This window comes from Ruegeria sp. CL7 (genome assembly GCF_056536445.1).
In genome coordinates this window covers 23,622-46,137 of the sequence record NZ_JBQFPQ010000001.1, presented here as the reverse complement: position 1 = coordinate 46,137, position 22,516 = coordinate 23,622, and the positions used below count along the sequence as shown (strand labels likewise).

Below are 22,516 nucleotides of genomic sequence, written 5' to 3'. Positions count from 1 at the left end.
AACCGCAAGCGTGACGCTCAGAGAAATGGGGGCAGCGTTCCGGATTTCCGTCAGCCGCGGGCCCAAGAACGGTGTCCTGAGCAAAGGCTCTCATCAAATCATGTTGAAAAAACATACTGATCCTGAGCGATAACGGGCTGAAGGGCCTTTGTTTGAAGCAATTTTCAATCGGCGCAAGAAATTCATCCACGTCACCCTCGGGGTGCCGGAATCACCGGTACGCTACTGCCAACGGAAGCCTGACTCCGACAGTTGTCTTTGAACCCGCCCGGGATAGTCGGATACGATTGCGTCCACTCCCAGATCGATCATCCTGCCGATATCTTCGTGTTCATTGACTGTCCACGCGACGACGCACAGGCCCAGCTCTTTTGCGCGCTTGACGTTTTCGGGTGTTACATCCGCAAAGTACGGGCACCAAAGCAAACCGCCAGCCTGCTTTACCAAGTTTGGAATTTCGTCGCGACGGCCACGAAAGTCCGGGCAAACGGATTTTGAGGAATCCTCGCCAACATCGTCGGCATTATCTGGAAGTTGCGTTAGGTAGGATGAAGGTATTTCCGGAGCTTGCCTCTGACACTCCGCCAACAGGTTCCAATCAAAACTGTGAAGCACCGCGCGCGAAGATAAACCCTTGCCGCGAACATCCCGAAGTACTCTGCGGACAAAGTTTTCCCGGTAAAGCGCATCATGGGCCACGTCGGGGTCCGACTTCAGCTCGAGCATCAAATGGGCATCACTGTAATTCGGGTCATTGACCAAATCGAGCAGATCCAACAGCCTTGGAACACGAACATCGTCTATTTGCGCCTGATCCGGGAAGCGTTGGCCATAGGCGGAATGGCCGTCCAGACGCCCAATATCGAATTGTCGGATCTGTTCGTAAGTCAGCGAGGAAACTTTTGGCTCTTCCCCGGTCAGAAACAGGCCATTGCAATCACGGAAACTGGCCGAATGCAGACGATGATTGTGCGTAATGACCGGCACATCATCGGCTGTCAGGACAACGTCAAATTCAAGAAGCGGGACGCCGATGGAAAGTGAAAAGTCGAAGCCGATCATGCTGTTTTCAGGCAACACGCCCCGTGCCCCTCGATGCCCCACGACCCGGATCAGGTTCTCCCCGCCGCGAAAGGCCTCAACCTGTTGAGACGCCATCAGCCTTCCAGCCTTTTGCCTGTCGCGTGGTCAAACAAATGCATGTTCTCAGGTGCCACCGAGAACCGCATAATCGGATGGCGTCCTTCGATCGGGTGGACACCGGGAAGGCTTGCCGTGATCGCGCTTTCAGAGCCCGACAGGTGACCGTGCAGCAACGTGTTGGCCCCAAGCGGTTCAGCCATCTGAATCGCGGCTTCAAGCGGGCCGTTGTCATCCGACAACAGGTGCTCCGGTCTTATGCCAAGCTTCACGGCGCAGTCCGGACCCCCAGAGGGGCCGACTTCGATTTCTCCGATCTTGACCGCCCCGTTTTGGCGCCGTGCTTCGAATATGTTCATTGCCGGGCTGCCGATGAATTGCGCGGCAAACAGCGTTTGTGGAGTTTCATAGACCTCGAGCGGCGTGCCGATCTGTTCGGCGATGCCGCCGTTCATCACGATCATCCTGTCCGCCATCGTCATTGCTTCGACCTGGTCATGCGTGACGTAAAGTGACGTGATCCCAAGTTTTTCCTGAAGTTCGCGTATTTCCAGACGCATCTGAACACGAAGCTTGGCATCCAGGTTCGAGAGCGGCTCGTCAAACAGGAAAACAGCGGGCTCGCGGACAATGGCCCGGCCCATCGCGACCCTCTGGCGCTGACCGCCGGACAATTGCCTGGGCTTGCGATCCAGCAAAGGTTCAAGCTGCAACAGCTTAGCCGCCTGGGTCACCTTTTGATCGATCTGAGCCTTGGGCAGCCCCGCGATCTTCAGGCCATACCCCATGTTCTGACGCACGGACATATGTGGATAGAGCGCGTAGTTCTGGAACACCATGGCGATGTCGCGATCCATGGGCTCTTTGTCATTGGCGCGTTCACCGCCGATCCGGATTTCCCCGGACGTGACCGTTTCCAGCCCCGCCACCATCCGCAACAATGTGGACTTGCCGCAGCCTGACGGGCCGACGATCACGATGAACTCTCCATCGGCGATATCGACATCCACGCCGTGGATCACATCCGTCGGGCCAAAGCTCTTTTTGACATTCTCTAGGGTAACTGTTGCCATTTCTTACTTCTCGCTATCGACAAGGCCACGGACAAAGAGCTTTTGCATCGACACCACCACGATGACCGGTGGGATCATCGCCAGAATGGACGTCGCCATGATCGTCGGCCAATGCGCAAAGTCGTCACCGGACGGGAACATCTGCTTGATACCCATCACGATGGTATTCATTTCGGGATCGGTCGTGATCAGCAGCGGCCAAAGATATTGGTTCCACCCATAGATGAACAGGATCACGAACAGTGCGGCGATGTTGGTCCGGCTCATGGGGACGACGATATCGATGAAAAACCGCATCGGTCGCGCGCCGTCGACCCGGGCTGCCTCGGCAAGCTCATCGGGGATGGTCAGAAAGAACTGACGGAACAGGAAGGTTGCCGTGGCCGAGGCAATCAGGGGAAAGATCAGCCCGTAATAGCTGTTGAGCATGCCGAACCCGGCGACAACTTCGAACGTCGGAACGATGCGGACTTCGACCGGCAGCATCAGGGTCAGGAAGATCAGCCAGAAGAACGTCGTTCGTCCGGGAAAGCGGAAATAGACAATCGCGAAAGCGGACAGCAGTGAGATGATGATTTTGCCGACTGCAATTCCGATTGCCATCACCAGACTGTTGAACAGCATCGTGGCAACCGGCACATTTACCCCCGAAAACAGCGCCGCCTTGTAGTTCACCCAGAACTGATCGCCGGGCACGACAGGCATCGGTGGCGAGACGATCTCGGCCTGGGTCACGGTCGAAGCCACGAAGGCAAGCCATATCGGGAAAAATATGATCAGGACACCGAGGATCATAAGGGCATGGGACAACCAGATGCCCGCGCCGCGTTTTTCGACCATTCCGTGCTGTTGGGCCGCCATTAGTAATGCACCCTCTTTTCCACGTATTTGAACTGGATGACCGTCAACAGGCCGACGACGATCAGCAAGATGACCGATTGCGCCGAAGACGAGCCGAGGTCCTGCCCCACAAACCCGTCCGAGAATACCTTGTAGACAAGGATTGTCGTCGACTGTTGCGGCCCGCCGCCGGTGATCGTGTGGATCACGCCAAAGGTCTCGAAGAAGGCATAAACGACGTTCACCACCAGCAAGAAGAACGCCGTCGGCGACAGCAGCGGCAGCACGATCGTGAAGAATCGGCGCCAGAAATGCGCGCCGTCAATCGCCGCCGCCTCGATCACGGATCTTGGAACGGATTGCAGGGCAGCGAAAAAGAACAGGAAGTTATAGCTTATGCGCCCCCAGGCAGAGGCAACGACCACCAGCCCCATGGCTTCGGTGCCGTTCAGAACGTGGTTCCAGTCATATCCAAGCTGGCCAAGATACCATGACACGACGCCGACGCGCGTGTTGAACATGAACAGCCACAGAACGCCCGCAACCGCAGGGGCAACAGCGTAGGGCCAGATCAGCAACGTCCGATAGACCCCGGACCCTTTGATCAATCGATCCGCAATGACCGCAAGAAACAAGGCAGGGATCATCGAGCACAACGTGACCAGCGTGGAAAACACCGCCGTCGTCACGAAGGAGGCGCGATAAAACTTGTCACTCAGCAGGAATTCAAAGTTGCCGAGCCCCACGAACTGGGACGACAGCCCGAACGGGTCAGGTATGAACAGCGACTGCCAGATGGCCTGACCGGCGGGATAGAAAAAGAAAACAGCGGAAATGATGACCTGAGGGGCGATCAACGCCAATGGCAACAGCCAGCCGCGAAAGGTGACGCGTTTTTCCATCCTGAAAACCCACCGAAGAAAGAAAATGCGGGCCCCGAAAGGGCCCGCATGACGTTACGACTTATTGATTGGCGGATTCGAACCGGCGCAGCAACGCATCGCCGCGCTCCTTCGCGCTGTCCATCGCTTCCTGAGCGGTCTTCTCACCGGACCAGATCGCCTCAAGCTCTTCGTCGATGATGCCCCGGATCTGGTCGAACGATCCCAAGCGCAAGCCTTTCGAATTTGCGGTCGGCTCTTTCGTGGTCATCTGGATCACTGCGACGTCGGTGCCCGGGTTTTCGTCATAAAAACCGGCGGCACGCGTAACCTCACCCGCTTCTGTCGTGATTGGAAGGTAACCGGTGTTCTGGTGCCAGGCCGCTTGTACATCAGGTGATGACAGGAAGCTCAGGAACTCTCCGACGCCCTTGTACTCTTCCGGCTCATGACCCTCCATTACCCAAAGAGACGCGCCACCGATGATGGTGTTTTGCGGCTCACTGGTTACGGATTCCCAATAGGGCAGCGGACGCACGTCGAAATCGAACTCGGCCTCTGCCTTGATGCCGGCGTATCCGGCCGAACTTTCGGTGAACAATGCGCACTCGCCTGACCGGAAGTTCGCACCACCTTCGTTTCTGCGGCCGGTATAGATGAACTTGCCGTCCTTGGCCCAGTCACCCATCGCGGTCAGATGTGCAACCTGCACCGGACCGTTCAGCATCAGCTCGGTATCCAGACCGGCAAATCCGTTGTCCCGTGAGGCAAAGGGAACATCGTGATAGGCTGAAAGGTTTTCAAGGTGAATCCAGCTTTGCCATGCTGTCACCAGCGGGCAATCCTCGCCACCTGCCTTCAGCTGCTCGAGCACTTCGCCGACTTTTTCCCAAGTGGACAGATCCGTGTCCGGATCAACACCCGCCGCTTGCATGGCATCGCGGTTGACCCACAGGACCGGCGTCGAGGAGTTGAAGGGAAGCGACAGCATCTCTCCGTCAGTGGTTGTGTAGTAGCCTTTGACGGCGCCAATATACGCGTCGGGATCAAAAGACGCGCCGCTTTCGGCCATCACTTCATAGACCGGCTTGATCGCCCCTTTGGCTGACATCATTGTCGCTGTGCCGACTTCGAACACCATCAGAATATGTGGTTGTTCACCGGCCCGGAATGCAGCAATCCCGGCATTCAGGGTTTCCGAGTAGTTGCCCTTGTGGCTTTCGACCACGACGAACTCATCCTGACTGGCGTTGAATTCTTCAACCTGTCCTTTGACAAGTTCCCCAAGGCGACCGGTGAAGGCATGCCAGAACTGGACTTCGGTTTGCGCCATTGCCGCCAAGGGGGACAAGGCCGTGGTGATGGCAAGAGCGCCAAGCAGATTCTTTTTCATGATTCCTCCCATGCATCAGGGTTGATGCTTCGTTGAATACCGACCGCAACGCGTAAACGGCCCACATGACGATTTCACGACGTTAACGTTACAAAAATATAATTCAAGGCCTATCTACTTGGTGAAAAAATAACATAGTGTTATGAAATGGCGCAGCAGATCGGGATCAGCAATGAGTCAAATTCTGAGAGTTCGGCAGTTGGAGGCCCTGATGGCCGTGACCACCAACGGGTCTGTCACGGCCGCAGCGGCTGATCTGGGCGTGACCCAGCCAGCTGTCAGCAGATTGCTGTCCGATCTTGAAAAATCGCTTGGGTTTCAGCTTTTTGACCGCCGGGAAGGCCGATTGGTGCCAACGCAGGAGGTTCGCTATCTCTTGCCAAGTGTCGAGCGCGTTCTCGAATTGATGAGACAGATTTCGGATGTCAGCCAGGATATCACGCAACGCAAAGCAGGGCACATCCGTGTCGCGTGCCTGCCGGGATTTGCCACCAGCCATTTGCCCAAAGTCGTCGCCGGTTTCCTGAAGGATCGGCCCGGTGTCACCCTGACGATCGAACCTGACAGACCTGAACGCATTCTGGAATGGATGATCGGCGAGCAGTATGATTTCGGAATCACTGACAGCTTTCACGGTCATCCGGCCGTAGAAAGCAGGAACATCGACGTTCGCACGGTGTGCGTGTTCCCCACTGGGCACGAGTTGGAAGGCCTGTCCGAAATTACTCCGGCGGATCTTGCACACAGCAAAATCATCCACACCCGACGCGACAGCGACTTTTTCGGGCGGCTTTCAAAAGTGTTTCAACATGCCAATGTCGAATTGAACTCGCATATCGAGGTCAGGCAGTTCACGGCAGCATGTGAATTGGCGCTGGAAGGTGTTGGTGTCTCGGTCGTTAGCGAACTGGATGCTGTCCAATACACGTCGTGGGGATTGAGTTATCGGCCGTTCAAGCCGTCCTTGACGCATACCCTCTCGTTGGTGCGTCCAATTTTGAAGCAACCGTCATTGGTAACACTGGAATTCATCGAACAGTTTCAGGAAAGCCTGAGCCCTTTCAAGGTCGGGTAACCCCGCCTTCAACCATATTCCTGTGACACAGCAGGAACTGGTCCGACGATAATACCAGTGTTCCGGCTCAACCTTGTAAGTGACCTGCCTTTCGGCCGAAAGCCGTATGTGAACTGCTCATGCTTGGCGGGATTTACAGCGAAATTCACGGCCCCTTGGACCCGACTGATGTCGACACGGCGCCGCAGCAATTTACCGCAACGCCGTCCAACGTGGTATTTCTTCAGATCGCGGCCTTTCGGCTTTCATCCAGGTAAATTTCACGAAGGCGTTTGGCAATCGGACCGGGTGTACCATCACCCAGCGTGACTCCGTCAATTTCAACCACCGGCATCACGAAAGCACTGGCCGAGGTCGTGAAGGCCTCATCAGCCTCTTTGGCTTCGTCGATGGTAAACAGCCGCTCTTCAACTTCCATCTGTGCTTCGGCCGCCATGCGCAGCACGGCCTTGCGAGTGATCCCGTGCAGGATGTCGTTGGACAGCGGGCGAGTCACGATCTTGCCGTTCTTGACGAAATAGGCGTTGTTGCTGGTGCCCTCGGTTACAAAGCCGTCCTCGACCAGCCATGCATCGTCGCACCCCGCTTTCTTGGCCATCATCTTGCCCATCGAAGGGTAAAGCAGTTGCACGGTTTTGATGTCGCGGCGGCCCCAACGGATGTCCTCGATAGAGATGATCTTGGCACCTTTCCGTGCCGCCGGGCTGTCAGCCAGCCCGGGCTTGTTCTGGGTGAACAGAACGAGGCTTGGCTTGGTATCGGCCGAAGGGAAGACAAAATCCCGGTCGCCGTCACTGCCGCGCGAAACCTGAAGGTAAACCAGGCCCTCTTCGATGCCATTCAGATCAACCAGCTTGCGGTGGATTTCCAGCAGCTCTTCCTTGGTGCAGGGCTCGGCCATCTCCAGCTCGTCCAGAGACCGCTTCAGGCGCACCGCGTGACCCTCGAAATCGATCAGCTTGCCATCCAGCACACTGGTCACTTCGTAAACCGCGTCTGCAAACAGGAAGCCACGGTCAAAGATGGATACCTTGGCCTCGGTCTCGGGCAGGTATTCGCCATTTACATAAACGGTTCGGGTCATGTTTGTCTCCTCAGCCCCAGAGCGCCGCTTCGGGCGGGTGAACTCCGGCGTCGTCAAAAATCAGCGGGGTGTCGCGGTCTTCGGCCAACAGAAGCGGGCCGTCAAGGTCCGTCACCACCGCACCCTGCGCCAACAGTGTCGCGGGTGCCATGGCAAGCGAACTGCCAACCATGCAGCCGACCATGATGTCATACCCTTCCGCGATTGCGGCTTTGCGCAGTTCAAGCGCCTCGGTCAGGCCACCGGTCTTGTCGAGTTTGATGTTGATGACATCGTATTTCCCCTTAAGCCCGGGCAGGCTGGCGCGATCATGGCAGGACTCGTCGGCGCAGACGGGCACCGGGCGGTCCATTCCGATCAAAGCGTCGTCGTCACCGGCCGGCAATGGCTGCTCGACCAGTGCCACGCCCAAACGCACAAGATGCGGGGCGAGGTCGGCGTAAACCTCGGCCGACCAGCCTTCGTTCGCATCCACGATGATCCTGGCGTTCGGAGCACCTGCGCGCACGGCCTCGAGCCGGGGCATGTCATCTGGCGTGCCCAGCTTGATCTTCAGAAGCGGGCGGTGCGCGTTCTCGGCCGCCTGAGACTGCATTGCCTCCGGAGTATCCAACGACAGAGTATAGGCCGTGATCTCGGGTCCGGGCACCGGCAGGCCCGCCAAATCCCAGGCGCGTTTTCCTGCGCGCTTGCTTTCCAGATCCCACAAAGCACAATCCACGGCGTTCCGGGCGGCACCGGCAGGCAGCAGGTCCATCAGCGACCGACGGCTAAACTCAGCAGGCAGACCGGCGATCTCGGCCTCGACCGACTCGAGCGTTTCGTCATAACGCGCATAAGGGACGCATTCGCCCCAGCCCTGATGCGTTCCGTCCGACACCTGCACCGTCAGCACCTTTGCTTCGGTCCGTGACCCGCGCGAGATGGTAAACACCTGCGCCAACTGAAACACATCGCGAGAGACCTCTATCTGCACGCACCCGCTCCTTCATCTTTTCCGGAATACTCACGCCGGAGGCGAAACACCCCCGCCACCGGCGCATTGTTCAGATCACATTGCGGCCAGCGCGTCCACCAGCTTACCGGCACCGAAGCGGAACGGGTCGGTTGCGGGCAGACCCAGCTCTTCCTCGACCTTGGCCAGATAAGCCTTGGCGTCGTCTTCGCTCAGGTTCTGCGTGTTGACCGACACACCCGCAACCTGACAGGCCGGATTTGCAATCCGCGCCAGCGGCAGGGCCGTGTCACGCAATTGCGCCAGTGTCGGCAGGGAATACTCGGGCAGACCACGCATATGGGTCCGGGTCGGTTCGTGGCACAGGATCAGTGCGTCGGGCTGCCCGCCATGGATCAGCGCCATGGTCACACCCGAATAAGAGACATGGAACAGCGACCCCTGCCCTTCAATGTGGTCCCAGTGATCCTCGTCATTGTCCGGTGTCAGATATTCGACCGAGCCAGCCATGAAGTCTGCAATGACCGCGTCCAGCGGAACACCCTGCCCGGTGATCAGGATGCCTGTCTGGCCTGTGGCACGGAATGTGGATTTCATGCCGCGCTTGCGCATCTCGGCATCCATCGACATCGCCGTGTACATCTTGCCGGCCGAGCAATCGGTTCCGACCGCGAGGCAACGCTTGCCAGTGCGCTTTCGGCCATTTGCGATCGGGTATCCGACAGTCGGCACACGCACGTCATGCAAGGTGCAACCATGCGTTTGTGCCGCGGCAACAAGATCACCTTCATCGCGCAGCAGGTTGTGCAAGCCCGAAGCCAGATCAAAGCCCATTTCCAGCGCTTCAATCAAAACTTCTTTCCAGGCGTTGCTGATCACACCGCCACGGTTGGCGACACCGATAACCAGCGTTTTAGCGCCGGCCGCTTTGGCCTCGGTCAGGGTCATATCCTTCAGACCCAGATCAGCCTTGCAGCCGTCCATACGATATTGGCCGACGGCGTTTTCCGGGCGCCAATCCTTGATGCCCACAGCCACTTTGGCCGCCAATTGGTCGGGCGCATCGCCCAAAAACAGCAGGTACGGTGTCTCGATCATTGCGGTCACTCCTTTGATTCCGGCCTAAGCTAGAGAAGCGTTTAAACGAGCGTTTCGCGTTTTGGTCCGCCAAACACGGCAGGTACGCGACATTCTTGCGCCACGGACACAAAAGACGCAAAATTCTTCGAAGTTTTTAAAATGATTAAACTTTAATCACCACTTCCCAGCTGCTGACACGCAGCATTCTGCACCCGCATTGCCGCAGATGCACAATCTCCCTTGCGCCAGGTTGCGCAATTTAATACCTCATTGGGCGAGAATATCGCAATTTCATTACCCACACGAGGTCCAGATGAGCTTTCGCATCCAACCCGCCGCGCCTGCACGACCCAATCGCTGCCAACTGTTTGGTCCGGGATCGAATACCAAACTGTTCCCGAAAATGGCAGCTTCTGCTGCGGATGTGATCAACCTTGACCTTGAGGATTCGGTTGCTCCTTCGGACAAGGACATAGCCCGCGCCAATGTCATCGAAGCCCTGAACACTGTTGATTGGGGCAACAAATACATGTCCGTTCGCATCAACGGATTGGATACCCCCTATTGGTATCGTGACGTTGTCGACGTGTTGGAGCAGGCAGGCGACCGTCTGGACCAGATCATGATTCCCAAAGTCGGCTGCGCATCGGATGTCTATGCCGTGGATGCCCTTGTCACCGCCATTGAACGCGCCAGGGGCCGGACCAAACCGATCAGCTTCGAGGTCATTATCGAATCCGCAGCCGGTATCGCGCATGTGGAAGAGATCGCAGCCTCCTCTCCCCGCTTGCAGGCCATGAGCCTTGGAGCCGCAGATTTTGCGGCCTCGATGGGAATGCAGACCACGGGCATCGGCGGCACACAGGAAAACTATTACATGCTGCGCGAGGGTGAAAAACACTGGTCCGATCCGTGGCACTGGGCCCAAGCCGCCATCGTTGCCGCCTGCCGCACCCATGGGGTGCTGCCAGTGGATGGGCCATTCGGGGATTTCAGCGATGATGAGGGATACATCGCTCAGGCGAAACGCTCGGCCACGCTGGGCATGGTCGGCAAATGGGCGATCCACCCCAAGCAGATTGCACTGGCCAATCAGGTCTTTACCCCGTCGGATGAGGCCGTTTCCGAGGCGCGCGAAATCCTGGCCGCAATGGAACAGGCCAAAGCCAACGGTGAGGGTGCAACCGTCTATAAAGGCCGCCTTGTCGACATCGCCTCAATCAAGCAGGCCGAAGTCATCGTGGCGCAGGCCGAACTGATTGCGGCGGGCTGCTAAGCCATAAAAAGGGCGCTCCATCGAGCGCCCCTTTCAAATTCTTCAACGGCCAAAAACGTCATTGGGCGTCCATGTGAAGCGTTCCCCCTTCTTTCCTGACTTCATCATCAGGCAAGAGGTTCCCAGTTTCTGGAAATAGACGATCTTCAATGGATACCAGCCCGCCTTGGGCACTTCCACTTCGGTGCGTTGATTGGCTTCACAGCCCTGAATGCCATTTACCCGGCCAATCTGCTGACCGCCAACCCAAGCCTCTATCCCGTCATTCGACCAGGTTTCCAGCTCGTAAACGCCAGGTGAGTCAAAGCGCATATAGCCTGTGACCTCGGCGGCAACGTTGTAGGCTTGGTCGAAGGTCAAGACATCCTCACCCTTGCTGGTGTCCCTGTAGTCCAACCCGCGCAACGGCTTTCCGGGCTTCGCCTTAGACAGCATGCTTTTTGCCTGACTCAGATCCCGGATCTTCTTGTGTTGATTGCCTGTACCAGAGTATTTGACATTCAACCCCGCCTTCGGAGATGGCTGTGGATTGGCAGGTTGCAGTTTCAACGGGGCAGACAAAGCAGCCCCGGCAATGACCGAGATGGCAACTGCGGTCGCCACTGTTCGAACGAGTTTCATCGTAATCTCCCTGTTTGCGTACCGTTTTGGCTGGGCGTTTCCCCTGGCAACGTCATTACAATGACACTAGGCCCTGAAAATTTGCGCTGCAAGAGAGTGTGGCTTCACATTTCCAGTGGTTAAGCACGCAGATCCTTGGGTGACCCCATGACCACATAGGATGTGATCGACGTGACATGAGGCAGCGTTCCCAGCACCTCGGTATGGAAGGTCTTGTAGGACGGCAGATCGGCGCATTCGACACGCAGCAGGTATTCGATTGTACCGGTTATGTTGTGGCATTCGACCACTTCGGGGGCTTGTTGCAGGGCCCGCTCGAACCCCTCTTGCGCCGCTTTCGTGTGTTCACCAAGACCGACCCCGATATAGGCGACAAAGCCGACACCCATCGCGGCCGGTTTCAGAACCGCACGATAGCCTGTGATTACGCCGGCCTTCTCAAGCTCTTGAACGCGACGCAGGCAGGCGGACGGAGACAGCCCGACCCGTTCGGCCAACTCCAGATTGCTGATGCGCCCATCACGGGTCAGTTCGTGCAATATCTGGCGATTTATCCGATCATTCTTCATCATAAGTTGCAGAAATAGCGGAAATGCGCACGAAAAAGCAATTTCATTTGCTGCCGGTCAGACGATACTTCGCAGCATGACTTACGACATCCTTCTGGCGCTCATCGCTTTTGCCTTCGTGACATCCATTACGCCCGGGCCGAACAATCTGATGCTGATGGCATCGGGTGCGAATTTCGGCTTTCGGCGTTCGATCCCGCATATGCTGGGCATTGGCCTTGGCTTCACGCTCATGGTGCTGCTGGTCGGTGCAGGGCTGGTTCAGGTCTTTGACCAGTACCCGGTCAGCTATTCAGTGCTGAAGGTCGTATCGGTGATCTATCTGCTTTATCTGGCATGGAAGATCGCGCATGCCGCGCCAGCCGCAGGCGATTTGGCAGCGGGGACACCCATGACGTTTTTGCAAGCCGCCGCCTTTCAGTGGGTGAACCCCAAAGCCTGGGCCATGGCCCTGACCGCCACAACCGCTTACACGCCCAATCAGACCCTGCATGCGATTGCGCTTGTGGCGTTGGTTTTCGGGGCGGTCAACCTGCCATCGGTGAGCACATGGACCTTTCTCGGGCAGCAGATGTCGCGGGTGCTGACGAACCCGCGCAGGCTGGTTGCGTTCAACTGGACAATGGCGGTGCTGCTTGTGGCCTCGCTCTATCCCGTTCTCTGGCCCAGTTGACCCAGACAGGTTTCGGCCAGCACATCCTCGGGCGCGGTGTCGGGTGGGTACAGGGTCAGACGCCGCGTAAGTTTGTCGTGGGTGCAGGCCAGAGCGCGCAGCGCGGGGTCTTTCTTGGCGGTGGCCATCAGTATCCGGTTTTCCATTCACCCATCTGAAATCGAACATCTTCACCACTCGGATCTTGCCGAGTTGCATCCGGAGCACCGTCAGGCCATATAGCAGGGAACTTTCGCGTTGAGAGGCGTCATGACCCAGTATCTGGATTTCGAAAAACCGCTGGCTGAAATTGAAGGCAAGGCTGAAGAACTGCGTGCGTTGGCCCGCACCAACGAAGAGATGGACGTAACCGAAGAAGCCGCCGCGCTGGACGCCAAAGCCGCCAAGCTTCTGGATGAGCTTTATGCCGACCTGACCCCATGGCGGAAATGCCAGGTCGCCCGACACCCGGAACGCCCGCATTGCAACGATTACGTCAATGCCCTGTTCACCGAATTCACCCCTCTGGCCGGAGATCGCAATTTTGCCGATGATCTGGCGGTGATCGGCGGGCTTGCACGTTTCAACGATCAACCCGTCATGGTGATCGGCCATGAAAAAGGCAGCGACACCAAATCGCGGATCGAACGAAATTTCGGCATGGCCCGTCCCGAAGGCTATCGCAAGGCCGTGCGCCTGATGGAGATGGCCGGGCGGTTCGGCCTGCCAGTGATCACCCTGATCGACACCGCGGGCGCCTATCCCGGCAAAGGCGCCGAGGAACGCGGTCAGTCCGAAGCGATTGCCCGCTCGACCCAGATGTGTCTGAAGATCGGCGTGCCCCTGGTGTCGGTCATCATCGGCGAAGGCGGCTCGGGCGGGGCCGTGGCCTTTGCCTCCGCCAACCGCGTGGCAATGCTGGAACACTCGGTCTATTCGGTGATCTCGCCGGAAGGTTGCGCATCGATTCTTTGGAAAGATGCAGAAAAGATGCGTGAAGCGGCCGAGGCGCTGCGTCTGACCGCTCAGGATCTTCACAAGCTTGGCGTTTGCGACCGGATCATCCCTGAACCCAAGGGCGGCGCGCATCGCGATCGTCCGGCCGCTGTCGAGGCTGTACGCGCGGCTCTCACCGATATGCTGGCGGAACTGGACGGCAAAGACGCGGCGACCCTGATACAGGACCGCCGTCAAAAATTCCTCGATATCGGCTCGAAAGGGTTGGCGGCGTAACCGTCAGCCGCCCAACCTGCGCAACAACGCAACCGAGGGTTCTCCGGTGACCGCCAGGCCATTGGCGCTTTGATACGCGCTGATAGCAGACGTCGTGTTTTTGCCGATCACCCCATCCGCGCCTTTCGTATTATACCCTTGGGATGTCAGCCGCCGTTGCAATTCCTTGCGGTCGTCCAATGTCAGACCGTTTGCATCTGGCCCGAACGAGGCCTGAAACGGCGCGCCACCGGCGATTCTGTCCGCCAGATGACCGACCCCGATCGCGTAACTGTCCGAATTGTTATAGCGCTTGATGACCTGAAAATTGCGGAAGACGGCAATGCGCGGCCCGGGTTTCTGCGGTTGCAGCACGGCGACCGGCGTGCCGGAAACGGTTCCGACCTCGCCCCCCCAAGGCTGCCCCCGCACCCAGCCTGCGCGCGACAGGTAAGCAGCGGTCGAAGCCAGCGAATCCGTCGGATCGTCCGACCAGATATCGCGCCGCCCGTCGCCGGTGAAATCCACGGCATAGGCCAGGTAAGAGGTTGGAATGAACTGCGTGTGCCCCATCGCACCGGCCCAGCTGCCGGTCATCCTGTCTGGCGTGGTGTCACCATTCTGAAGGATCTTGAGCGCCGCGATCAACTGGCTTTCAAAGAACTGACCACGCCGCCCGTCATAGGCCAGCGTCGACAGGGCTGACACAACGGGCACATCGCCGCGACGCGCGCCATAGCGGCTTTCCAGCCCCCACACTGCAACGACGATTTCCTTGTCCACCCCGTACTGCGCCTCGATCTGCGACAGCGTCCCGTTGTATTGCCGCAGCATCTTCTGGCCGGTGCTGATCCGCTCGTCCGAGGCGGCAATGGCCAGGTAGTCTTCGAGCGAGCGTTTGAACTCTACCTGATTGCGGTCGCGCTCGATCACATCGGGCAGATACCCTGCCCCCTGAAAGGCGCGGTCAATCGTGGATTGTGAAATACCTTGCGATGCCGCCCTGCCCTTGAACCCGGCAACCCAGGCATCCCAACCCGCATTGGGAACAGCCCGCATACGCGATGCAGGCGCGCTGGATGGCGCACCGCCACCCGTGCAGGCGGCCAACAATGTTGATCCAAGGCAAATGGAAAAAGTCCGTCGAGTGATCATGGCTGTGGTCTGCTCTTGTTTGTGATTTGCCTCAAGAGTAACCCAGTCGGACTGAACAGGCCAGAACGGTGAAACCTTGAGCAGTAGGCGCGGGAATGTCGGCGGGATGCCGCTCAGCTCACCAGCAAGCGCAATCCCTGCGTCACGTCCGAACGGACCGCCAGGCGCAAGCCCGGTTCGTCACCGGCCTTGAGGGCCGCAATGATCAGCTTGTGATAATGCGGTGGCTCAGTGCGCCTGAGACGCCCGTAAAGCGCCCTCATCGTCGGCCCGAGTTGCAGCCAGACCGTTTCGGCAATGGCCAACATCGCGGGCGCCTGAGCGCGCAGGTAAAGGGTGCGGTGAAATTCCAGATTTGAACGGATGTACCCAACCGCGTCCCGCTTGGTCACCATCTCGGCAACGGTCATGTTGATGGTCTGCAAGCGGTCGATCAGCGCAATATGCGCCCGGGGCAAAGCCCGGCTGGCCAGCTCGACTTCCAGCAACGCGCGCAACGCCGCCAATTCTTCTATCCGGTCGTTGGTCAACTCAGGTGTCGAGACCCGGCCGGAATTGGACAGGAACAAAGCCCCCTCGGCGGCCAGACGGCGCACGGCCTCTCGCGCCGGGGTCATCGAGACGCCGAATTCCTTGCCGATGCCACGCAAGGTCAGCGCCTGTCCCGGCGCCATCTCACCATGCATGATTCGAGACCTCAGGGCTCGGTACACCCGGTCATGAGTGGCAGTTTGGGTGTCAGACGGGCGTGTGCTCAACATCCGCTTATGTGATCACAAAACAGTGCAAGGTCAACTCGGCTTTGCGTCAAACCTGTAACGATGCAGCTCTGCCCCATTGTCACGCAACCAGCGGCGGGGTTGCTGGCAGGGGCCGAAAATGCTTTCCACCTGTTCCCAGAACGCGGGCGAGTGGTTCATCTCGACAAGATGCGCCACTTCATGCGCGGCCACATAGTGCAGCACCTCGGACGGCGCGAGAATGAGCCGCCACGAGAACATCAATCCACCCTGTGAACTGCATGATCCCCAACGTGACCGCGTGTCGCGCAGGCCGAGCGTGCTGTACGACCGCCCCAGCATTGCCGCGTAATCATCACACGCGCCAATCAATCGGTCCCGCGCCAATTCCTTCAGAAACCGGGCCAATCTGCGTGCCTCGGCCCCTTCGGGCACTGCGACCTCATCCGCCATCAACTGAACACGCCGACCCTTGGCGGGCACGATTCGCCGGACAACGCCTTCAATCGGTATCTTCTGTCCGAACTGCACCACGGCCGTTTCCGGCCTGTCCTGCAAATGCTGGCGAATCCACTCTTCCTTGGTACGTGCGAAACTCAGCGCCTCGGATTCAGGCACACCGACCGGATAGGTCAGCGTAACCCTGCCATCCAGTTGAGAAATTCGCAAACTGATGCGCCGCGCCCGGGCGGATTTGCGCAGCCTCAGCGGCACCGGTGGTGTCCCTGGCAGTGCATGCTCTCCCATATCGCGACCTCTCTTGCGCAAAGACTTTGACAGTGCTCTCTGCCTGTGGCAGGTGAGCTGAATCATTTAGACGACTCACCTGATATCAAGGGGATTTGACATGCCCAAGGAAGAATGGGGCGTAAAGCGCGTTTGCCCGACCACCGGTAAGCGATTCTACGACCTGAACAAGGACCCGATCATCAGCCCCTACACTGGCGAGATCGTGGAGCTTGAAACATCCAAAAGCCGCATGATCGCGGCGGATGCAGAAGATGCCGCCTCGGTCAAAGCGCGTGAAAACGCGTCGGAAGAGGACCTGGTTCTGGATGACGACGACTCTGTCGACGTCGAACTGGATGACGATCTGCTGGATGACGATGATGACACCAGTGATGACGTGTCGCTGGATGATATCACCGACATGTCTTCGGAAGACGAAAACTGATCAAGTCAAAGGCGACCACAGGGTCGCCTTTTTCGTTCCACGGACAGCTTAGTGCGGAAATTCGCGTTCGATTCCATTTTTGGACTTGCACTCGTCGTCACTGTCTCCTAAACGTCCGTCCACCGCATCAGCGGTACCTAGATGGGGCCTTAGCTCAGTTGGGAGAGCGCTTGCATGGCATGCAAGAGGTCAGGGGTTCGACTCCCCTAGGCTCCACCATCCCGCACTTGAAAAACTCTCCATAGTTCTTCCATTAACTCGCGTGTTTCTTCCATTTTCTGGCCAACGCGACCTTTCGGGCGCTGCATGCGACCCGCAACTGTGTTAGTCAAAGCCAGTTCTCAGTGACCTAGGGGAAGAATCCGGAGGGTTGGCTTTGAATAGTAAAACCCGCCAACCAGGGCTGACGGGCTACCCCAAACAAGTTAGTTGGGGTGGAATTCATGGGCAGGTATTCAGCACCGCTCTATCCCCTTAAGCTACCGCCATGGCGAGCAGGACTTGAACCAGCAACCTGTGCCTACTGACCTGTTTCACGTCCCCTCTGGCACCTAGGGCCGTCGCCCACTCTACCTGCGCGCCCGGAGAATCTGTGACCACGGACTGTCCGAGGCGCGTCCCCATGGAAATCTGAGAATTTCGGATTGTCGGGCTTTCCCCGGCGCGGGTGCATAACTGCCTCCCTGAAACGTAAAATGCGCCACTACATCTTGTAGGGTGCACCTCTCTATTGTGCCAAGTTATGAATCGGCAGGACTCCTTTTATCAAGGTTAACCTTAAACGATGCCAGTCACGAACGGTGTCCTCTGATGAAAGTGTCAAATTACCGAGTTTTGTGGTAATTTCAGGCAATTAAGAATTTTTTGTTTTTTGGGTGATTAAATGTATCGATATTGTTTTGGACTCTTAACAATTATTTTTTCTACGATCTTCTTTGACCAGGCTTATGCCGCCCGAGACGTGTGCAATGCTGTGGACAGTGAAGCAAGGATCGGATGGCCGGACAGTCTTTCCATGACTATAGCCGTCGATACCAGCAGTAAGATATGTCGCTTCTCGGTAGAAGGTGTGACGGCAGGGAGCCCTCCCCAATCGGAGGTATTCAATGCTCTCGATTTAGCTAGAAACGCTATTTCGAGTGGGAGTTCAACGAACTCCGAAGACATTGCAAAAAGCATCGCGCTGTTGCTGGCTGCCGCATCACCAGAGGATACGCCTGACGACGAGCTACTAACGAGCGAAGCCCAAGAAGGTATAGAAGCCTGCATTCGCATGACTGCGTTAAAGGAAGGTCAAGCCATCTTCTTTGGAGACGCCCATGATGCGGACTTGTCTTTTTTCGGTGCACGATGTGCGTGGGTGGCGTCTCCCCCGGATGCTTTGGAGAGCTTAAACAGTTTTTTGAAAGGCAATGTGACCGTTGAAGAGTTATTCCTACCTCAACTGGTATTTGTGAATGAGCGCGGAAGTTCAGTCGAAATCCTTTTCCTGCCGGTAGAGAATTCCCGATGACTGATGAAGACGAAAAAAAGTCGAAACCCAATGCGATCGAACAAAACCCCAAATTAGCCGACCGTGAAACAGGCGGTAGCGGCGATACAGGAGATCGAGACGAAGTTAGCCACGGCGGCGACGGTGGGGGTGGCGACAATGGTAACGGTGGCGGGGATGGAGACCACGCACCCGATCCCCCCCCAAGTTGGAGCAATCCGTTCAAGCGCCTTATTTGGTACATAGTCAAAATATTTCAGGACATTAGAGATGACGCCGTCAAAGAAGTTATAAAGTTCTTTCTCTATGGGGGGTCTTCAGTAGCTGGATTACTTGCACTGCTTCTTCCATCGGAACCGCCCCAATACGATCCACGATTCCGAGATGTTTCAGAAGGCGGGCCCGGTTATGCGTATGCGAACGATATGTTGGCATTGATGCGTTCCGAGGGAGTAGCGGTCGACTGGGAGTCTGGGAAACCTACTGCATTGTTGTTTTGTTCGGATTTCAAAACCGACGGAGTTGAACCAGAGCAGCTTCTTGACGTTTTCATGAAAAGGTTTCCTGATTGCTTAGTGAACTCTAACGATGTGGCAAATCGCTACACACTAAACGCCGGCCCACAATCCATCGGGCCTGTTCCCGTTGAACCAGACAACACCGAGGCCGTATTCTGCGGATGCGACCAGTCCCGAGTCGAAAGAGTCACCAGGACAAGGCTTTTAATCCACTCACCTCAATGTGTGAAATTCAACGCCGATCGGTCAAATTGTGCAAGCGAATGACGCAGATCGAAATCAGTTAAATCAATTCCTTCTCGATAGCCAACTACTCGGGCACCGTGGCAATGCCGATCTGACCGATTTCGCCACCCACCTCCACCCGAGAGAGGTGAAGCCAGACGCCATTGGAATCTCTGGTAGGCTCGTGTTTGTTCGCGCCCTGATCATCCGGGCCGGGAGAAGGCGTTGAACAGTCACATCCCTTGTCCGACCGGCGCCGGTGAATTGCGACAGTGAAATTCTGAATTCGACACAGGTTGCCATCTGGATGGCTTCACATGTGGTCAGGGGATCACTGTTTATCGTTACCTCACTCTCGCGACGCCGATCCGCCGGGCGTCTAACGGGCTCCGCAAAGTTCTGTGGCCGGCCCATAGCATACTTTGGATTCGCTTGGGTAATGCTGCAATGCGGCCCGTCAAAGCTGCCTTTCACAACGGTCACTGTATAGTGATCGACGAAGGCATCGATCTTTTGCCGGAGATCACCGGGCAGGTAGTAGTTTTCCAGCAGGATGCGGTTTTTCAAAGTCTGATGCCATCGCTCGATCTACCCCTGAGTTTGCGGGTGATACGGGGCACCTCGAACATGATCCATCTGCCGATCTTCCAGCCAATCGGCTAACTCGCTGGGGATGTAACTGGACCCGTTGTCACTGAGCAGCCTTGGTTTGTGCAGGACCGTCGCCTGATCGCCCCTGAGGCTTGCAGCGCCAGGTCCAACGTGTCGGTTACTTCGCAGGCCTTCATCGTCGTGCAGAGCTTCCACGCGATGATGTAACGGCTGTAGTCGTCGAGGATCGTCGATAGGTAGAACCAGCCCCAGCCGATCACTTTCAGGTAGGTGAAGTCGGTCTGCCAGAGCTGGTTCGGCCGTGTGGTCTTGTCGTGGAACTTGTCAGCGGCGGACAGAACCACATAGGCTGGGCTGGTGATCAGGTCGTAGGACTTGAGGATGCGATAGACCGAAGCCTCTGACACAAAATACTTTTCCACGTCGGTGAAGCGCACGGCCAGCTCACGTGGCGACAGATCGCTTTCCTTCAGGGCCAGGTCCTTGACCTTCTCACGAACCGGCTCGGGAATGCGGTTCCAGACCCGCGATGGCTTGGGACTGCGATCCTCAAGCGCTTCGGGGCCACCGGCCAGATACCGGTCGTACCAGCGATAGAAGGTCGTTCTAGGAATACCGAGCTTGTCCAACGTGCGCCCTGTCGGCAGGTGCGAGCCTTCGACGAGGCGGATGATCTCCAGTTTCTCAGATGCGGGGTACCTCATTCGTCGTCGCCCCCATCTGTCACCTGACAGGCGCATGCAAAGTATGCTGCCGAGAGGGCGCAATCATGCTTTTTTTTGAGCAGTCGAAGTTCCAAGGCCTGCTCAGCGACGGCCTCTTTCAAATCGCGGGATTCCCGACGCAGGTCTTTGACTTCGGTCGAAGTAGCTGCACGGGCCGTGTCGCCAGCCAGACGCTTCTTTCCAGCCTCAAGGAATTCCCTGCAATACAGGCTCTGGGCAATGCCTTCGCGGCGGCATAGCTCAGCAATGCTATCCTCGCCCTTCAGGCCGACCAGCACGATCCTGATCTTCTCCTCCGCTGTATACTGTTTGCGTGTGGCGCGACGGATGTCTTTGACGACCTTCTCACCGTGGCTTTGCTTGGTTCCGGGTTTCTGTCTCATCTCCACTCCTTGGTGGTTACAATGTGCCAGAAACCCTCTCTTATCAAATCGACCTAAACTGTCCCATTGGCGCTGACGTCAGACAAAAAGCACAAATAACAGTCGGGCATGAACTACGCACAATAATGCCCGGGAACTCAAGAGTGCTTTGGCAAGGACAAAGGCGCGTGGGATAAATTCAGCCTTTTCAATGAGTCTCAGAGGGAGCGCATGATTGATACCATTCGATACTGCGAATTGGGCCATGAAGACTAAGGTGAGAATGCAGCGCACAAAACCGCATCGCAGACACGGTTTGCTTTTTTGCATCTCAGACCACCAGTAAGCGATCTTGTTCCGGGGGGGATGAACTGTATGGCGTTGTCACGGGCGCTCCCGTGCATTAGCGTCCTGCACCATGGTCATCCGGCGATATTCACTTGTTCTATTGGTTGGCGTTCTGGTCATCCTGACCGGCATTGGCGGTGTTGCGCACGCGCTGTCGAAGGGCTGCGTGGGCCTTCACTGTGAGCACCATACGCAACCTTCCGAACACTCTGCATTGGCAATGAGCGAAGACGTCTTGGCTTCAGGTCATCATCATGATCCGGAGAGTTCCGAAACCGGAGAGTGCAATCCCTTTATCTGCCAAGCCGTTGCATTGCCGTTCCAAGTCAGTGAAGATGCCAAGGGTCGGCGTGATACTGACCCGGAGCTCCATGCTGGAACCCAAGTCAAGCTGAGTGAACCGGGCGCAATCTACAGGCCCCCTGACCTTTGAAGCAGCACGAATCCCTGCGGATGTACGCGACCAGCACGTGCGGCTGTTCGCGATGTGCCGCAGCGTTACCAGCTTCCAAAATGTCAGGACCAATCCATGAATAAAAGTCACTTTCTAATCGGCGCATGCACTGTCGCTGCGGTCGCCGCTTTCATAACTCTTCGCCCCGGCGGAATCGAAGAAGCCACACCGCATGAAACACGCATAGGCGACGCCATGGTCGCAATTCGGATGCCGACCATCGAAGGCAATGCCGCAATCGGCCAGCGTGTTTTTGAGGTCTCCTGCGCGTCATGCCACGGCGCCAACGCGGTCGGTGTAGAGGGTGCGGGGCCGCCCCTGATCCACAAAATATACGAACCCAGTCACCATGCGGATGAAGCCTTTCAGAGGGCGGTTTCACAAGGTGTAAGAAGCCACCATTGGCAATTTGGCGACATGCCGCCCGTGGAGGGGCTGACACGAGGTGACGTTGCCATGGTGATCGCCTACATTCGCGAAATCCAGCGTGCCAACGGAATAAACTGAGGGTAACCCAATGAAGAAGATCATGACATTTGCGCTTATGGTTGCGCTTGCCAACGGCGCACTGGCGCATTCCAAGGTCGAAGAAACAACCCCTGCCAACGGCTCCAGGATAACGGATGTGCCTGCTGAAATTGGCCTCAACTTCTCAAAAAACATCCGGCTGACACGGATAGAGATGGCCCATGAAGAACACTCGGCAGTAAGCTTGGATTTGGGTGACCAGACAAATTTTGGTCAGGCGTTCACGATCCCACTGCCGAGCAATGGAACGGGCACCTATGTCATCGAATGGCGCGGTTTGGGTGAAGACGGCCATGCGATGCAGGGCGCGTTTTCCTTTACCGTGGATTGAG

23 protein-coding genes, 1 tRNA gene and 1 pseudogene are annotated in these 22,516 nt (G+C 57.0%); 10 read left to right on the top strand and 15 right to left on the bottom strand.

Going from position 1 to position 22,516, the window contains the following annotated elements:
* Positions 1-222: 222 nt before the first annotated feature.
* The 5 genes from ACR0LI_RS00235 to ugpB form a co-directional block, all read right to left on the bottom strand.
* Positions 223-1,158, bottom strand: coding sequence for a glycerophosphodiester phosphodiesterase family protein (locus tag ACR0LI_RS00235; RefSeq protein ID WP_209832247.1), 936 nt, complete (start codon positions 1,156-1,158; stop codon positions 223-225).
* On the bottom strand, positions 1,158-2,213 hold the full coding sequence (locus tag ACR0LI_RS00230) for a sn-glycerol-3-phosphate import ATP-binding protein UgpC (protein WP_171722727.1): 1,056 nt from the start codon (positions 2,211-2,213) through the stop codon (positions 1,158-1,160). Before ACR0LI_RS00230 ends, ACR0LI_RS00235 begins: the two co-directional genes overlap by 1 nt.
* 3 nt (positions 2,214-2,216) lie before the next feature.
* On the bottom strand, positions 2,217-3,053 hold the full coding sequence (ugpE, locus tag ACR0LI_RS00225) for a sn-glycerol-3-phosphate ABC transporter permease UgpE (protein ID WP_152459916.1): 837 nt from the start codon (positions 3,051-3,053) through the stop codon (positions 2,217-2,219).
* 20 nt (positions 3,054-3,073) lie between these two features.
* Complete coding sequence (gene ugpA, locus ACR0LI_RS00220; RefSeq protein ID WP_152459032.1) at positions 3,074-3,955, bottom strand: sn-glycerol-3-phosphate ABC transporter permease UgpA; 882 nt, start codon at positions 3,953-3,955, stop codon at positions 3,074-3,076.
* Positions 3,956-4,016: 61 nt separating this feature from the next.
* Positions 4,017-5,327 carry a sn-glycerol-3-phosphate ABC transporter substrate-binding protein UgpB gene (ugpB, locus tag ACR0LI_RS00215; RefSeq protein WP_209832246.1) on the bottom strand — a complete coding sequence of 437 codons (1,311 nt, stop codon included), beginning with the start codon at positions 5,325-5,327 and terminating at the stop codon, positions 4,017-4,019.
* A gap of 172 nt (positions 5,328-5,499) precedes the next feature.
* Here ugpB and ACR0LI_RS00210 point away from each other — a divergent pair, with 172 nt between their 5' ends.
* Positions 5,500-6,402, top strand: coding sequence for a LysR substrate-binding domain-containing protein (locus tag ACR0LI_RS00210; RefSeq protein ID WP_210092756.1), 903 nt, complete (start codon positions 5,500-5,502; stop codon positions 6,400-6,402).
* Between the two features lie 223 nt (positions 6,403-6,625).
* Here ACR0LI_RS00210 and ACR0LI_RS00205 read toward each other — a convergent pair whose 3' ends face one another.
* From ACR0LI_RS00205 to dgcN, 3 genes are all read right to left on the bottom strand, one after another.
* Complete coding sequence (locus tag ACR0LI_RS00205; RefSeq protein ID WP_152459035.1) at positions 6,626-7,486, bottom strand: D-amino-acid transaminase; 861 nt, start codon at positions 7,484-7,486, stop codon at positions 6,626-6,628.
* 10 nt (positions 7,487-7,496) lie between these two features.
* Positions 7,497-8,462 (bottom strand): N-acetyl-D-Glu racemase DgcA, encoded by a 966-nt coding sequence (gene dgcA / locus ACR0LI_RS00200; protein WP_171722724.1) that lies wholly within the window; start codon positions 8,460-8,462, stop codon positions 7,497-7,499.
* Positions 8,463-8,537: 75 nt separating this feature from the next.
* Positions 8,538-9,539, bottom strand: a complete 1,002-nt coding sequence (dgcN, locus tag ACR0LI_RS00195; RefSeq protein ID WP_210092758.1) for an N-acetyltransferase DgcN — start codon at positions 9,537-9,539, stop codon at positions 8,538-8,540.
* A 295-nt stretch (positions 9,540-9,834) separates the two neighbouring features.
* Here dgcN and ACR0LI_RS00190 point away from each other — a divergent pair, with 295 nt between their 5' ends.
* Positions 9,835-10,797, top strand: a complete 963-nt coding sequence (locus ACR0LI_RS00190; protein WP_171722722.1) for an L-malyl-CoA/beta-methylmalyl-CoA lyase — start codon at positions 9,835-9,837, stop codon at positions 10,795-10,797.
* Between the two features lie 42 nt (positions 10,798-10,839).
* Here ACR0LI_RS00190 and ACR0LI_RS00185 read toward each other — a convergent pair whose 3' ends face one another.
* Positions 10,840-11,418 (bottom strand): PA14 domain-containing protein, encoded by a 579-nt coding sequence (locus ACR0LI_RS00185; protein ID WP_171722721.1) that lies wholly within the window; start codon positions 11,416-11,418, stop codon positions 10,840-10,842.
* A 119-nt stretch (positions 11,419-11,537) separates the two neighbouring features.
* Complete coding sequence (locus ACR0LI_RS00180; protein ID WP_171634561.1) at positions 11,538-11,990, bottom strand: Lrp/AsnC family transcriptional regulator; 453 nt, start codon at positions 11,988-11,990, stop codon at positions 11,538-11,540.
* Positions 11,991-12,063: 73 nt separating this feature from the next.
* Here ACR0LI_RS00180 and ACR0LI_RS00175 point away from each other — a divergent pair, with 73 nt between their 5' ends.
* Positions 12,064-12,660, top strand: coding sequence for a LysE family translocator (locus ACR0LI_RS00175; protein WP_209832242.1), 597 nt, complete (start codon positions 12,064-12,066; stop codon positions 12,658-12,660).
* Here ACR0LI_RS00175 and ACR0LI_RS00170 read toward each other — a convergent pair.
* The gene (locus tag ACR0LI_RS00170; RefSeq protein ID WP_480492181.1) at positions 12,636-12,806 is read right to left on the bottom strand and encodes a hypothetical protein; all 171 of its coding nucleotides are present in this window, start codon (positions 12,804-12,806) and stop codon (positions 12,636-12,638) included. The genes ACR0LI_RS00175 and ACR0LI_RS00170 overlap by 25 nt on opposite strands.
* 103 nt (positions 12,807-12,909) lie before the next feature.
* Between ACR0LI_RS00170 and ACR0LI_RS00165 the strand changes: the two genes are divergently transcribed.
* Positions 12,910-13,872 carry an acetyl-CoA carboxylase carboxyltransferase subunit alpha gene (locus ACR0LI_RS00165; protein ID WP_210092762.1) on the top strand — a complete coding sequence of 321 codons (963 nt, stop codon included), beginning with the start codon at positions 12,910-12,912 and terminating at the stop codon, positions 13,870-13,872.
* A 3-nt stretch (positions 13,873-13,875) separates the two neighbouring features.
* Here ACR0LI_RS00165 and ACR0LI_RS00160 read toward each other — a convergent pair whose 3' ends face one another.
* From ACR0LI_RS00160 to ACR0LI_RS00150, 3 genes are all read right to left on the bottom strand, one after another.
* A complete protein-coding gene (locus ACR0LI_RS00160) occupies positions 13,876-15,006 on the bottom strand; it encodes a lytic murein transglycosylase (RefSeq protein WP_480717800.1) in 1,131 nt (376 codons plus the stop codon).
* A 113-nt stretch (positions 15,007-15,119) separates the two neighbouring features.
* Positions 15,120-15,767 (bottom strand): GntR family transcriptional regulator, encoded by a 648-nt coding sequence (locus ACR0LI_RS00155; protein ID WP_170346010.1) that lies wholly within the window; start codon positions 15,765-15,767, stop codon positions 15,120-15,122.
* 30 nt (positions 15,768-15,797) lie between these two features.
* On the bottom strand, positions 15,798-16,493 hold the full coding sequence (locus ACR0LI_RS00150; protein ID WP_245217951.1) for a M48 family metallopeptidase: 696 nt from the start codon (positions 16,491-16,493) through the stop codon (positions 15,798-15,800).
* Positions 16,494-16,593: 100 nt separating this feature from the next.
* On the opposite strand from ACR0LI_RS00150, the gene ACR0LI_RS00145 reads away from it, so the two are divergent.
* The 4 genes from ACR0LI_RS00145 (at position 16,594) to ACR0LI_RS00130 (ending at position 19,197) form a co-directional block, all read left to right on the top strand.
* Complete coding sequence (locus ACR0LI_RS00145; protein ID WP_171634574.1) at positions 16,594-16,920, top strand: TIGR02300 family protein; 327 nt, start codon at positions 16,594-16,596, stop codon at positions 16,918-16,920.
* Positions 16,921-17,063: 143 nt separating this feature from the next.
* Positions 17,064-17,139: transfer RNA gene (locus tag ACR0LI_RS00140), tRNA-Ala, on the top strand.
* A 664-nt stretch (positions 17,140-17,803) separates the two neighbouring features.
* A complete protein-coding gene (locus ACR0LI_RS00135; protein WP_171722717.1) occupies positions 17,804-18,433 on the top strand; it encodes a hypothetical protein in 630 nt (209 codons plus the stop codon).
* Positions 18,430-19,197, top strand: coding sequence for a hypothetical protein (locus ACR0LI_RS00130; protein WP_480492183.1), 768 nt, complete (start codon positions 18,430-18,432; stop codon positions 19,195-19,197). The genes ACR0LI_RS00135 and ACR0LI_RS00130 overlap by 4 nt, the downstream gene beginning before the upstream one ends.
* A 444-nt stretch (positions 19,198-19,641) precedes the next feature.
* On the opposite strand, the pseudogene ACR0LI_RS00125 reads toward ACR0LI_RS00130, so the two are convergent.
* Positions 19,642-20,875: pseudogene (locus ACR0LI_RS00125) on the bottom strand (IS3 family transposase); the annotation flags it as partial.
* Between the two features lie 856 nt (positions 20,876-21,731).
* Between ACR0LI_RS00125 and ACR0LI_RS00120 the strand changes: the two are divergent.
* Both ACR0LI_RS00120 and ACR0LI_RS00115 read left to right on the top strand, forming a co-directional pair.
* Positions 21,732-22,163, top strand: a complete 432-nt coding sequence (locus ACR0LI_RS00120) for a c-type cytochrome (RefSeq protein ID WP_171634577.1) — start codon at positions 21,732-21,734, stop codon at positions 22,161-22,163.
* Between the two features lie 10 nt (positions 22,164-22,173).
* Positions 22,174-22,515, top strand: a complete 342-nt coding sequence (locus ACR0LI_RS00115) for a copper resistance CopC family protein (RefSeq protein ID WP_171634580.1) — start codon at positions 22,174-22,176, stop codon at positions 22,513-22,515.
* Position 22,516 lies beyond the last annotated feature (1 nt).